At 65.0% G+C, this 13,624-nt stretch carries 11 protein-coding genes; 7 read left to right on the top strand and 4 right to left on the bottom strand.

All coding sequences use genetic code 11. The features are described 5' to 3' along the window. The first annotated feature begins 19 nt into the window (after positions 1-19). The 5 genes from pimC to I6F16_RS14435 all read left to right on the top strand — a co-directional run bounded on the left by pimC (position 20) and on the right by I6F16_RS14435 (position 6,200). Entirely contained in the window at positions 20-1,210 is a 1,191-nt protein-coding gene (gene pimC, locus I6F16_RS14455) for a pimeloyl-CoA dehydrogenase large subunit (protein ID WP_035997966.1), read from the top strand. Between the two features lie 183 nt (positions 1,211-1,393). Further along, entirely contained in the window at positions 1,394-2,536 is a 1,143-nt protein-coding gene (gene pimD, locus I6F16_RS14450; RefSeq protein ID WP_036021529.1) for a pimeloyl-CoA dehydrogenase small subunit, read from the top strand. Between the two features lie 143 nt (positions 2,537-2,679). Then, positions 2,680-3,453, top strand: coding sequence for an SDR family oxidoreductase (locus I6F16_RS14445; protein ID WP_109142412.1), 774 nt, complete (start codon positions 2,680-2,682; stop codon positions 3,451-3,453). A gap of 378 nt (positions 3,454-3,831) precedes the next feature. Further along, a complete protein-coding gene (gene glpK, locus I6F16_RS14440; RefSeq protein WP_035997987.1) occupies positions 3,832-5,337 on the top strand; it encodes a glycerol kinase GlpK in 1,506 nt (501 codons plus the stop codon). 269 nt (positions 5,338-5,606) lie between these two features. Continuing rightward, entirely contained in the window at positions 5,607-6,200 is a 594-nt protein-coding gene (locus I6F16_RS14435) for a GNAT family N-acetyltransferase (protein ID WP_225111660.1), read from the top strand. 185 nt (positions 6,201-6,385) lie between these two features. Here the strand turns inward: I6F16_RS14435 and I6F16_RS14430 are convergent, their stop codons facing one another. The 3 genes from I6F16_RS14430 to I6F16_RS14420 are packed head-to-tail and all read right to left on the bottom strand — an operon-like array spanning position 6,386 to position 8,399. Next, the gene (locus tag I6F16_RS14430) at positions 6,386-6,988 is read right to left on the bottom strand and encodes a hypothetical protein (protein WP_036021535.1); all 603 of its coding nucleotides are present in this window, start codon (positions 6,986-6,988) and stop codon (positions 6,386-6,388) included. Continuing rightward, a complete protein-coding gene (locus I6F16_RS14425) occupies positions 6,985-7,377 on the bottom strand; it encodes a DUF6636 domain-containing protein (RefSeq protein WP_225111661.1) in 393 nt (130 codons plus the stop codon). Before I6F16_RS14425 ends, I6F16_RS14430 begins: the two co-directional genes overlap by 4 nt. Before the next feature lie 38 nt (positions 7,378-7,415). Then, positions 7,416-8,399 (bottom strand): threonine/serine dehydratase, encoded by a 984-nt coding sequence (locus I6F16_RS14420; protein ID WP_225111662.1) that lies wholly within the window; start codon positions 8,397-8,399, stop codon positions 7,416-7,418. Positions 8,400-8,426: 27 nt separating this feature from the next. On the opposite strand from I6F16_RS14420, the gene I6F16_RS14415 reads away from it, so the two are divergent. Beyond that, positions 8,427-8,729 (top strand): winged helix-turn-helix domain-containing protein, encoded by a 303-nt coding sequence (locus I6F16_RS14415; RefSeq protein ID WP_036036790.1) that lies wholly within the window; start codon positions 8,427-8,429, stop codon positions 8,727-8,729. Between the two features lie 132 nt (positions 8,730-8,861). Continuing rightward, a complete protein-coding gene (locus I6F16_RS14410; RefSeq protein ID WP_225111663.1) occupies positions 8,862-9,491 on the top strand; it encodes a glutathione S-transferase family protein in 630 nt (209 codons plus the stop codon). A 285-nt stretch (positions 9,492-9,776) separates the two neighbouring features. On the opposite strand, the gene metH is transcribed toward I6F16_RS14410, so the two are convergent. Beyond that, on the bottom strand, positions 9,777-13,619 hold the full coding sequence (gene metH / locus I6F16_RS14405; protein ID WP_225111664.1) for a methionine synthase: 3,843 nt from the start codon (positions 13,617-13,619) through the stop codon (positions 9,777-9,779). Positions 13,620-13,624 lie beyond the last annotated feature (5 nt).

Here is a 13,624-nt window from a genome sequence, read left to right as displayed (position 1 = left end):
CGTTTCACAGGAGGATCCAATGGATCTCGCATTCACTAGAGAAGAGCAGGCGTTTCGCGACGAAGTGCGGCAGTTCTTCCGCGACAACGTGCCGCCGGATACGCGGCGCAAGCTGGTCGAGGGCCGTCACCTCTCCAAGGACGAGATGGTGACGTGGTGGCGCATCCTCAACAAGAAGGGCTGGGGCGTCAGCCATTGGCCGAAGGAATATGGCGGCACCGGCTGGACCAGCGTGCAGCACTACATCTTCAACGAGGAGCTGCAGTCCTATCCGGCGCCGCAGCCGCTCGCCTTCGGCGTCAGCATGGTCGGCCCCGTCATCTACACCTTCGGCAACGAGGAGCAGAAGAAGAAATATCTTCCGCGCATCGCCAATGTCGACGATTGGTGGTGCCAGGGCTTTTCCGAGCCCGGCTCCGGCTCCGACCTCGCCTCGCTCAAGACCAAGGCCGAGCGCCGTGGCGACAAATGGATCATCAACGGCCAGAAGACCTGGACCACGCTCGCCCAGCACGCCGACATGATCTTCTGCCTCTGCCGCACCGACAACAACGCCAAGAAGCAGATGGGCATCTCCTTCATCGTGTTCTCGATGAAGTCGAAGGGCGTCACCGTTCGCCCGATCCAGACCATCGACGGCGGCCGTGAGGTCAACGAGGTCTTCTTCGATGACGTCGAGGTTCCCTACGAGAACCTGATCGGCGAGGAGAACAAGGGTTGGGACTACGCCAAGTTCCTGCTCGGCAATGAGCGCACCGGCATCGCCCGCGTCGGCGTCTCCAAGGAGCGCATCCGCCGCATCAAGGATCTGGCCTCGAAGGTCGAATCCGCCGGCAAGCCGATCATCCAGGATCCCGCCTTCCGCGAGAAACTGGCGGCCTGCGAGATCGAGCTGAAGGCGCTCGAGCTCACCCAGCTGCGCGTCGTCGCCGACGAAGGCAAGCACGGCAAGGGCAAGCCCAATCCGGCCTCCTCGGTGCTGAAGATCAAGGGCTCGGAGATCCAGCAGACCACCACCGAGCTGCTGATGGAAGTGATCGGCCCGTTCGCCGCGCCCTACGACGTGCACGGCGACGATGGCTCGAACGAAGCCATGGACTGGACCGCCCAGATCGCGCCGAGCTACTTCAACAACCGCAAGGTCTCGATCTACGGCGGCTCCAACGAGATCCAGCGCAACATCATCGCCAAGGCGGTGCTGGGGCTGTGATCTGCCACCTCTCCGCGACCGCGGGGAGGGCAATCTTTCCACCGTCATTCCGGGGCGCGACGAAGTCGCGAACCCGGAATCCATCGGGCCCATACGCTGAGGCGAAATGGATTCCGGGCCTGGCCCTTCGGGCCATCCCGGAATGACGAAGTCAAATAAGTCCGGGTACGAGGAACCAAAGAAATGGATTTTGATCTGTCCGAGGAGCAGCGGCTTCTCAAGGAAAGCATCGACGGCCTGCTGACCGATTCCTACGATTTCGAGCAGCGCAAGAAGTACATGGCGGAGAAGGGCGGCTGGAGCAAAACGGTCTGGCTCAAGCTCGCCGAGCAGGGACTTTTGGGCCTGCCCTTCAGCGAGGCTGACGGCGGCTTCGGCGGCGGCGGTGTCGAGACCATGATCGTGATGGAAGCGCTCGGGAAGGCGCTGGTGCTCGAGCCCTATCTGGCGACGGTGGTGATCGGCGGCGGCTTCCTGCGTCATGCCGGCACCGATGCGCAGAAGGCCGCGCACGTGCCCGGCATCATCGACGGCAGCAAGACGCTGGCCTTCGCCCAGCTCGAGAAGAACTCGCGCTACGATCTGTTCGACGTCGCCACGACCGCGAAGAAGAAGGGCGATGCCTACGTGATCGACGGCGAGAAGTTCGTCGTGCTGAACGGCGAGAACGCGGATACCCTGATCGTCACCGCGCGCACCAAGGGCGACCGCCGCGACAAGTCAGGCATCGGCGTGTTTCTGGTTCCGGCCAATGCCAAGGGCGTCGCGAAAAAGTCCTATCCGACCCAGGACGGCCTGCACGCCGCCGACATCACCTTCACCGGTGTCGAGGTCGGTCCCGACGCCGTGCTCGGCAACCCCGAGGATTCGCTCGCGCTGATCGAGCGCGTGGTGGACGAAGCCCGCGTCGCGCTCTGCGCCGAGGCGGTCGGCCTGATGGACGAATCGCTCAAGACCACGGTCGAGTACATCAAGACGCGCAAACAGTTCGGCGTCGCGATCGGCTCGTTCCAGTCGCTGCAGCACCGCGCCTCCGACATGTTCGTCGCCACCGAGCAGGCGCGCTCGATGTCGATGTTCGCGACCATGGCGAACGACTTCGAGGACGCCAAGGAGCGCAGCAACGCGATCGCCGCGGCCAAGGTGCAGATCGGCAAGTCGCTGAAATTCGTCGGCCAGCAGTCGATCCAGCTCCACGGCGGCATCGGCATGACCATGGAGGCCAAGATCGGCCACTACTTCAAGCGCCTCACCATGATCGAGAACACCTTTGGCGACACCGACTACCACCAGCGCCGCGTCGCGGATGCGGGCGGGTTGATCTGACCTGTCATCCCGGGGCGCGCGAAGCGCGAGCCCGGGATCCATCGGGCGGCAATACGTGCGGTGAAATGGATTCTCAGATGCGCAATTGCGCATCGTAGTTCGCGCTATGCGCGCCCCGGAATGACCAGGAGGAGGCAACAACAATGAAGAACACCCCGTTCGATCTCACCGGCAAGGTCGCCGTGGTCACCGGCTCCAGCCGCGGCATCGGCCGCTCCTCCGCCGAGTTGCTCGCCAAGTTAGGCGCCAAGGTGGTTGTCTCCTCGCGCAAGGCCGACGCTTGCAAGGAAGTCGCCGACGGCATCAATGCCGCTGGCGGCGATGCCATCGTCATTCCCTGCAACATCGCGCGCAAGAACGAGGTCGAGGCGCTGATCGCGGGCGCGACGAAGCATTACGGCAAGATCGACATTCTCGTCTGCAACGCCGCCGTGAATCCCTATTACGGCCCGCTGCTCGAAATCACCGACGAAGCCTTCGACAAGATCATGGGTTCGAACGTCAAGAGCAACATCTGGCTCTCCGCGCTCGCGATCCCGCAAATGGCCGAGCGCGGCAAGGGCTCGGTGATCATCATCTCCTCGATCGGGGGCCTGCGCGGCTCCACCGTGATTGGCGCCTACGGCATCTCCAAGGCCGCCGACTTCGCGCTGTGCCGTTCGCTCGCCGGCGAATGGGGTCCGAAAGGCGTCCGCGTCAACTGCATCGCGCCCGGCCTGGTCAAGACCGACTTCGCCCGCGCGCTCTGGGAAGACGAAGCCAATCTGAAGCGCCGCACCGCCACCACGCCGCTCCGCCGCATCGGCGAGCCCGACGAAATCGCCGGCGCCGTCGCCTACCTCGCCTCCGACGCCTCGAGCTTCATGACCGGCCAAACCATCGTCATCGACGGCGGCGTGACGACGGCGGCGGTGTAGGGTTCTTCCCCTCTCCCCTTGCGGGAGAGGGTGGCATAGGCGGCCTTCGGCCGCCGTTCTCAAGAACGCCGATGCTTCGCATCGGCTATGGCGAAGCGGCGAGACGGGTGAGGGGTATCCCTCCGCACGTGACTCTTTTGCGGCTGTGTTCGCCGAAGCATACCCCTCATCCGGCGCCGTAGCCGAAGCCTTGCTTCGGCGTTCTTGAGAACGGCGGCCGACGGCCGCCTATGCCACCTTCTCCCACAAGGGGAGAAGGAAGGGCAGCGGCCCCCACTGATCCAAACCTTGACCTTGCCGCCCTAATCCGCTCCCTTTGGCGCGACACAATGACCCCTCCAGGGAAGACGCCCAAAGAAAACGCCAAGGTAAGCCGCCATGTCTTTCGTCCTCGCCATCGACCAGGGCACCACCTCTTCGCGCGCGATCGTGTTTCGCGGCGATATTTCCATCGCGGCGAAGGCGCAGGCCGAGTTTCCGCAGCATTTTCCGGCCTCCGGCTGGGTCGAGCACGAGCCGGAGGACATCTGGACCTCGACCGTGATGGTCTGCCGCGAAGCGATCGAGCATGCCGGGATCACCGCAAAGGACATCGCCGCGATCGGCATCACCAACCAGCGCGAGACCACCGTGGTGTGGGACCGCGCCACCGGCCAGGCCGTGCACCGCGCCATTGTCTGGCAGGACCGCCGCACCGCCGACATCTGCGCCAAGCTCAAGGCAGAAGGCCGCGAGCCCGTGATCTCTGAGAAGACCGGCCTGATCATCGATCCCTATTTCTCCGGAACCAAAGTCGCCTGGATCCTCGACCACGTCCCCGGCGCCCGCGCGCGCGCCGCGCGCGGCGAATTGATGTTCGGCACCATCGATTGCTATCTGCTCTGGCGCCTCACCGGCGGCAAGGTGCACGCCACCGACGCCACCAACGCCTCACGCACGCTGCTGTTCAACATCCACACCGGCGCGTGGGACGACGAGCTGCTGGAGATCATCGGCGTGCCTCGCTCGATGCTGCCCGAGGTGAAGGATTCCTCCGCCCGCTTCGGCGAGAGCACGCCGGACCTGTTCGGCGGCCCCATCGTCATCGCCGGCATCGCCGGCGACCAGCAGGCCGCCACCATCGGCCAGGCCTGCTTCCGCCCGGGCATGATGAAGTCGACCTACGGCACCGGTTGTTTCGCGCTGCTCAACACCGGCACCACGCCCGTCGTCTCCAAGAACAAGCTGCTCACCACCGTCGCCTATCAGCTCGATGGCAAACGCACCTACGCGCTGGAAGGCTCGATCTTCGTCGCCGGCTCCGCTGTGCAATGGCTGCGCGACGGCCTCGGCATCATCAAGCATGCCGCCGAAACCGGACCGCTTGCCGATCAGTCGGACTCCATGCAGAGCGTCTACCTGGTCCCCGCCTTCGTCGGCATGGGCGCGCCCTATTGGAATCCGCGCGTCCGCGGCGCGCTGTTCGGCCTCACCCGCAACACCGGCCCCGCCGAGCTCGCCCATGCCGCGCTGGAAAGCGTCTGCTACCAGACCTTCGACCTCTGGGCCGCGATGCGCGCGGACTGGCCGAGCTCGGAAACCGCCAGCGTCGTGCTCCGCGTCGACGGCGGCATGACCGCCTCCGACTGGACCATGCAGCGCCTCGCCGATTTGCTGGATGCGCCGGTCGACCGCCCGGTAATCCAGGAGACCACGGCGCTGGGCGCCGCCTACCTCGCCGGCCTCCAGGCGGGCGTCTATCCCGAGCCGACCAAATTCGCCGACAATTGGCGCCTCGAGCACCGCTTCAAGCCGAACATGAGCCAGGCCACGCGCGAGCGGAAGCTCGCCGGCTGGGCGCGCGCGGTAAAGGGCGTGCTGGCGAGCGACGAGGGGGAGGGGTAGCGGCAAATGTCGTAGCCCGGATGGAGCGCAGCGTAATCCGGGTCCGCTGTCGATGGTGGCACAAATCCCGGATTGCGCTGCGCTCCATCCGGGCTACACCACCGCCTCTACACCGTCATTGCGAGGAGCTCTTGCGACGAAGCAATCCAGACTGCCTCTGCGGAAAGATCCTGGATTGCTTCGCTGCGCTCGCAATGACGGAGTGTGGCGCTGCTGTGGTGCCTCCAACGGCGCCGCCCGCAAACCGCTAACAAAAGAAGAAACGAAACATGATCGTCCCCGACGGCTATTCCGACGTCCCGAACGGCAAGATCGCCGCAATCGTCACCCATCTGGAGATGACTGCACCGCCCGCGAGCCGCGACGATCCGCCCGGCGCCTGGACCCTGCGCAAGGTCGATGCCCCCGCGCTTCCCTGGTACCGCGATCTCTTCCGCCGCGTCGGCGAGGGCTGGCTGTGGTTCTCGCGCGCCCGCATGACCGACGCCGAACTCGCCGCGATCATTCGAGCGCCCGGCATCGAAGTCTATGCCCTGGTCGCTGACGGCCGCGACGAAGGTCTGCTCGAGCTCGACTTCCGCGAGCCCGGCCAGTGCGAGCTGACTTATTTCGGCGTCACGTCTGGCTTGATCGGCACCGGCGCCGCCCGCTTCCTGATGAACCGCGCGCTGGAGCGCGCCTGGTCACGCGACATCCGCCGCGTCTGGGTCCACACCTGCACCCTCGACCATCCCGCCGCCGTCGCCTTCTACCAGCGCTCCGGCTTCCGCCCCTTCCGCCGCCAGATCGAAATCGCCGATGATCCGCGCCTCGACGGTACGGCACCGCGCGATGCAGCGAAGCATGTGCCGATCATCGAATAGTGCGCGGCTGCCTCCTCACCGTCATTGCGAGGAGCCCTTGCGACGAAGCAATCCAGAATGTCTGTACGGAGAGATTCTGGATCGCTCCGCTGCGCTAAGGACGGAGTGCTGCGCTGCTGTCAATCTTCCAATTGGCGGCCGTGGATGGGGTAACGGGCCGACCCATTCGGATTGTGCGCTACGGACTACTGGATTGCACCAGCACTCGGCTCCGGAAGGTCATAGGAAGCAAGACACCATAATCGCTCCGGAAGCGGCTGCACGGGAGGAGCCTGAAGCTCTCCGTAGCTGGAAAGCAGTGGGAGGCTAGGCACCCAGCGATGGATGACGAATACCACGCGATATTGCTTCGCCGCAGGCAGCCTTTGCTTGTAGTCGGTCTCAATCTCCGTCTCGCCGTCTGCCGTCAGGAACATCTCGTTCCACGCCATCTCCGAGTGGTCCTTGGGGTTGGACGGGTCAATCTGAGCAAAGTCATGGGGATTAAATCGTGGGTCCGGATTCTTCACCAGCACCTCGAGAACCGCGGCGTCGTCCATATAGAAACGCAGCTCGCCTTCCCAATCCTGCCGCTCTTCAGGAGTCAACGGCACGATCTCGTCACCCCTGCCGCCGTTACGGAGGATATCCTTTACTTCTTCGCTGAAATTAGGCGGATCGTGGGAATCGATCAGCTCCCGGATGAAGCGGGCATAGGCGGCCTTGTCCGCGCTGAACGAGTAGACGCCCAAGATACTGAGCGATGGCTTCTGGTCGGCATTCTTGTCGTTCTGGTCGAGCTTCCTCAAAACACCTCCTGCCTCCCCCTTGCCAGCGAAAACCCCCGCTGCATTGCGTTGAAGCACGTCAATCCCGTCTGCTCCGACCGGCAGGTAAATCCCCCGCGCTGCCACACCTCGCCATAGGCCAGCACCGGCAGCGAGGGGTCCATCACGGTATCGCCAGCGCAAATGCGGCCGGCGGCGCCCTGCGCGCTCATCTCAAAGGCATGGCCCCAGTCGAGCTCGCAATCGGCCGGCCGGCGCGGGCGCGCGTCCATGTTCATGATGTCGCAGCGGAGCACGCCCTGACCGTTGTCGGTGAAGAACTGGCAGGCGATGTTTTTCGACGGTGTCAGAAAGCCGATCGGTCCATCCTGCGCTTGGGCGGCGCCGATCATCGGCAGCAGGATCGCCATCAGGATCAGTCCGCGCGGTCCCGTCATGTCATTCCCGCTCAGCTATCGAAATTCACCGCCGTCGTATTCGCCCCGCAGACCAGAACCGCGATACGCTCGCCCGGCGACGGACGATAGCGGCCGGAGAGCACCGCGGCAAAGGCGGCGGCGCCGCCGGGCTCGGCGACGAGGCGCAAATGCGACCACAGCGCGGCCTGGGCCTGCCGGATCGCATCGTCGCTGACCAGGACGACGCGCTCGACATGGGCTCGCGCGACCGGAAACATCAGCTCGCCGACGCGGCGCGGCGCAAGGCTGTCGGCGGCGATGCCGCCGGCCGGCGCATCGACCGGCGCGCCTGCCGCGAACGCGGCGTGCAGGGTTGGCGATTGCTCCGGCTCGACCGCGACGATGCGTGTCCTGCCGGCGTACCATGCCGCAATGCCGCCGATCAGCCCTCCGCCGCCGACCGCCACCAGCAGCGTGTCGATGCCGGGCGCATCCTGCTCCAATTCCAATCCGACGCTGCCCTGGCCGAGCAGGGTTTCGGCCTGATCGTAGGCATGGACGGCCAGCGCGCCGGTCTGCGTGACATGCGCCTCGCTCGCGGCGAGCGCATCGGCGTAGCGGCTGCCCGCGATCACGAGCTTGGCGCCATAAGCCTTGATGCGCTCGGCCTTGGCCGGCGAGGTGATGTCGGGCACGAAGATCGTGGCGGGAATGCCGAGCCGCTGCGCGGCATAGGCGACGGCCGCGCCGTGATTGCCGCCGGATGCGGCGACCACACCCGACTGCGGCACCTGCCGCAGCAGCAGATTGGCGAAGGCGCCGCGCGCCTTGAACGATCCGGAATGCTGCAGCATCTCGAGCTTGAACGTGACCGGCGCGGCCGGCAGGCCGAAATCGGCGAGGTCGGCCTGAACAAGCGGCGTGCGCCTGATATGCGGACGGATGACCGGCTCGGTCGCCGCAATCCGCTCCCGTGTGATGTCCATTGTCGCTGTCATGATGCCGTCCAGGATAGCGCAAAGAAGCGTTGACATCAATTAGGTAATTAGCAAAATGGCTAAATGAAATTTGCCGTCGCATTGCGCGCGCTCGCCAACGAACGCCGCCTGCAGATCCTGGAATGGCTGCGGGATCCACGGCGGCATTTTCGCGAGCAGGAAGATGGCGACCTGGTCGAGGACGGTGTCTGCGGATTGCTGATCGCCGAGAAGCTCGGGGTCAGCGCGCCGACGGTGAGTGAGCACATGCGGGTGCTGACGGCGGCCAAGCTGGTGCGCGCCAAGCGGATCAAGCAATGGACGATGTACAAGCGCAACGAGACCGCCATCGCCGCGATCAAGCGCTCGATCCAGGACGGCCTTTGAGCGCAAGGCCATCGCGGGCGTCGTTGCGGCCGGCGCAATGCTCCCTTTCCGAGATTTTTGTTGCGCCGCGCCGAGCTGGTCGTGGAGACTGATCGGCCCTGTCGTGTTCAATGATCGAGAAGAGCGAGAACCATGTTCCTGATCGGCCAATATGATTCCCCCTTCGTCCGCCGCGTCGCGATTGCGCTGCGGCTCTACGGGCTCGCCTTCGAGCACAGGCCATGGTCGACCTTCGGCGATGCCGACAAGATCGCGCCGTACAATCCGCTCCGCCGCGTGCCGACGCTGGTGCTCGACGACGGCGAGGCCCTGATCGAGAGCATGATCATCCTCGATTATCTCGATGACCTCGTCGGCGCGGACAAGGCCATGCTGCCGCGCGGCGGCATCGAGCGGCGCAAGCATTTGCGCATCTGCGCGCTCGCTTCCGGCCTCGGCGACAAGGCGGTGAGCCTGCTCTACGAGCGCGTGCTGCGGAAGGAGCAGCTCGCGCTGTGGGTCGAGCGTTGCCAGGCGCAGATCGCGGACGTGCTGAAAGTGCTCGAGGCCGAGCGCGCCAAGGTGACGACGCCGTATTGGCTGGGCGACCGCATCGGCCACGCCGACGTTGCCGTCGCCTGTGTCGTCCGCTTCACCCGCGAAGCGCATCCGCAGCTGTTCGATGCCGCGCGCTATCCGGCGCTCGCGGCCCATAGCGAGCGCTGCGAGGCGCTGGCCCCGTTCAACGAGATCGCGCAGCCGCTGGCCCCGCCAAAGGGGTGAAGCGCTCTGTCATTCCGGGGCGCGCGAAGCGCGAGCCCGGAATCCATCGTGCAGCGGATGATGTGGAGCAATGGATTCCGGGCTCGCGCCAAGAGGCGCGCCCCGGAATGACAGCGCGGGGCCTGGCGAGAGTATCGGACGGCCACCGCAGTCGATGATGCAATAATACCCCTGTTTTGCCCGACGCCGCAACCGTGTTTTCGGCAAGTCAGAAAACGTCAAGCCTTTTCAACCCCATCGCTACTGTGCATGGGGTTGTTTTTCACGTTTGTGTTTCGGCGGCGTCTACCCCGCGCCGGCGCGCTTCTTCTGCCAGACCAAGTGCACCGCGCAAGTGCAGCCCGGCGGATGCGAGGCGAGGTCTTTCGGCATTTCGTCGTTCGCCGGCGTGGCGGCGAAGGGCTTGTCCTGCGACGGGATGTAGTTCAGCACCGGCGCGAGCCAGCGCTCGGCTTCGGCCACGCTCATGCCCTTGCGCGCGGCGTAGTCCTCGACCTGGTCGCGCTCGATCTTGCCGACGCCGAAATAATAGCTTTCGGGGCTGGCAAAATAGAGCCCGGAGACGGACGAGCCCGGCCACATCGCAAAGCTCTCCGTCAGCTTCACCCCGGCGGTGGCTTCCGCGTCGAGCAGCTCGAACAGCGTCGCCTTCTCGGTATGATCGGGCTGCGCGGGATAGCCGGGCGCGGGGCGGATTCCGGAGTACTTCTCCAGGATCAGCTCCTCGTTGGAGAGCGCCTCATCCGGTGCATAGGCCCAGAACTCGCGGCGGACGCGGGCGTGCATGCGTTCGGCAAAGGCCTCGGCGAGGCGGTCGGCCAGCGCCTTGCACAGGATCGAGGAGTAGTCGTCGTTCGCCATCTTGAAGCGGTCAGCCACGGCATCCTCGCCGATCCCTGCGGTGACGACGAAGCCGCCGATGTAATCGGGCAGGCCGGCAGGGGCGATGAAGTCGGAGAGCGCCGCATTGAAGCGGCCCTCGCGCTTCTCCAGCTGCTGGCGCAGCGTGTGCAGTGTCGCGATGCTCTTGGTCCTGTTATCGTCGGCATAGAGCACGATGTCGTCGCCTTGCGCGTTCGCCGGCCAGAAGCCGATCGTCGCCCGCGCCCGGAACCACTTCTCCTTGACGATCGTGTCGAGCATCTTGCGCGCATCGTCATAGAGCGAGCGCGCGACCTCGCCGACCTTGGAATCGTCGAGGATGGCGGGGAAGCGTCCGGCGAGCTCCCAGGTCTGGAAGAACGGCGTCCAGTCGATGCAGTCGACGAGCTCGGCGAGATCGTAATCGTCGAAGCTCTTGGTGCCAAGGAAAGTCGGCTTCACCGGCTTGCTCTTGGCAAAATCGACCGGCACGCGGTTGGCGCGGGCATCAGCGAGCTTCAGCCGCTTCTTGTCGGCCTGCGCGCGCAGATGCGCCTCCGAGATCTTTGCGTATTCGGCCCGCACCTCGGCCGCATAGGCCTCGCGCTTCTCCGGCGACAGCAGCGCGGAGGCGACGCCGACCGCGCGGCTGGCGTCGTTCACATGCACGACGGGACCGGCGCGATAGCTCGGGTCGATCTTGACGGCCGTATGCACGCGGCTGGTGGTGGCGCCGCCGATCAGCAGCGGCAGCCTCAAGCCTTCGCGCTGCAACTCGCCGGCGAAGAACGCCATCTCGTCGAGCGAGGGCGTGATCAGGCCTGACAGCCCGACGATGTCGGCCTTCTCCGCCTTCACCGTCTCGACGATCTTGGCGGCCGGCACCATCACGCCGAGATCGATGACCTCGAAATTGTTGCACTGGAGCACGATGCCGACGATGTTCTTGCCGATGTCGTGGACGTCGCCCTTGACCGTCGCGAGCACGATCTTGCCGGCGGACGAGGAGCCCTCGGTGCCGATGCCGCTCGCAAGGTTGCGCGCCTTCTCCTCCTCCATGAACGGCATGAGGTAAGCGACGGCCTGCTTCATCACGCGCGCGGACTTCACCACCTGCGGCAAAAACATCTTGCCGTCGCCGAAGAGATCGCCGACGACGTTCATGCCGGCCATCAGCGGGCCCTCGATGACGTCGAGCGGGCGCGAGGATTTCTTGCGGGCTTCTTCAGTGTCCTGCTCGATGAACTCGGTGATGCCATGCACCAGCGAATGCGACAGCCGCTTCTCCACCGGCCATTCGCGCCAGGCGAGATCGGCTTCCTTGCCTTCGGTCTTCTTGCCGCGGAATTTTTCGGCGAGAGCGAGCAGGCGCTCGGACGCGCCGGGATCGCGGTTGAGGACGACGTCCTCGCAGGTCTGGCGCAATTCGGGATCTATGTCGTCATAGACGATCATCTGTCCGGCATTGACGATGCCCATGTCCATCCCGGCCTTGATGGCGTGATACAGGAACACCGAGTGCATGGCCTCGCGCACCGGCTCGTTGGCGCGGAACGAGAACGACAAATTGGAGACGCCGCCCGAGACATGCGCGCCCGGCAGGTTCTGGCGGATCCAGCGCGTCGCCTCGATGAAGTCGACGCCGTAATTGTTGTGCTCCTCGATGCCGGTCGCGATTGCGAAGATGTTCGGATCGAAGATGATGTCCTCAGGCGGGAAGTCGACCTTGTTGACCAGGATGTCGTAGGCACGCTTGCAGATCTCGGTCTTGCGCGCGAACGTGTCGGCCTGGCCGACCTCGTCGAATGCCATCACGACAACGGCCGCGCCGTGGCGGCGGGCGATCTTGGCCTCAAGGATGAACTTCTCTTCGCCTTCCTTCATCGAGATCGAGTTGACGACCGGCTTGCCCTGCACGCATTTCAGGCCGGCCTCGATCACCGAGAATTTCGAGGAATCGACCATGACAGGCACGCGCGCGATGTCGGGCTCGGCGGCGAGGAGATTGAGGAACGTCACCATGGCCGCTTCGGAATCGAGCAGGCCCTCGTCCATGTTGACGTCGATGATCTGGGCGCCGTTCTCGACCTGGTCGCGCGCGACCTGCAGCGCGGCGGTGTAATCGCCTGATGTGATCAGCTTGCGGAAGCGGGCCGAGCCCGTGACGTTGGTGCGCTCGCCGACATTGACGAAGGGAATCGCGTCCGTCAGCACGAACGGCTCGAGTCCGGAAAGCCGCAGGCGCGGGGTGATCTCCGGCACGAGGCGCGGCTTGTGCGGCGCCACTGCCGCGGCAATCGCCGCGATATGGTCCGGCGTGGTGCCGCAGCAGCCGCCGACGATGTTGACGAGGCCATCACGCGCGAACTCGCCGATCAGCCGCGCCATGTATTCGGGCGTCTCGTCATACTGGCCGAACTCGTTCGGCAAGCCGGCATTGGGATAGGCGCAGACCAGCGTGTCGGCGACGCGGCCGATATCGGCGATATGCGCGCGCAGGTCTTCCGCGCCGAGCGCGCAGTTGAAGCCGATGGCAACGGGCTTGGCATGCCGCACCGAATTCCAGAACGCTTCCGGCATCTGGCCCGACAGCAGGCGGCCGGACTTGTCGGTGATGGTGCCCGACACCATCACCGGCACGTCGATGCCGAGCTCTTCGGTGATCTCGGCGATCGCATAGAGCGCCGCCTTGGCGTTGAGCGTGTCGAAGATGGTCTCGACCAGCAGGAGGTCGACGCCGCCGTCGATCAGGCCGCGGATCTGCTCGCCATAGGACTTGCGCAGATCGTCGAAGGTGACGGCGCGGTAGCCGGGATTGGACACATCGGGCGAGATCGAGGCGGTGCGGTTGGTCGGCCCGATGGCGCCGGCGACGAAGCGCGGCTTGCCGTCCTCGGCCGCGACGCGCCGTGCGGCATTGCCGGCGAGGCGGGCGCCTTCACGCGCCATCTCGTAGACGATGTCGGTGAGGTCGTAATCGGCCTGCGCGATCGAGGTCGTCGAGAACGTGTTGGTCGCGACGATGTCGGCGCCGGCGCGCAAATAGGCGGCGTGGATATCCTCGATCGCCTGCGGCTGCGTCAGGATCAACAAATCGTTGTTGCCGCGCAGGTCGCGATGGAAGTTCTTGAAGCGCTCGCCGCGGAAGGCTTTCTCGTCGAGCTGCAGATTCTGGATCATCGTGCCCATGGCGCCGTCGAGCACCAGGATGCGTTCGCGCGCAGCGTTCAGCAGGGCAGTTCGCTTCGGAGAGATGGTCACGGTCATTTTCT

The organism is Bradyrhizobium sp. IC4060 (assembly GCF_020193715.1).
Taxonomy (GTDB): Bacteria; Pseudomonadota; Alphaproteobacteria; order Rhizobiales; family Xanthobacteraceae; genus Bradyrhizobium; species Bradyrhizobium yuanmingense.
The sequence above is the reverse complement of the archived record's forward strand: the minus strand, read 5'-3'. Positions and strand labels throughout refer to the sequence as shown.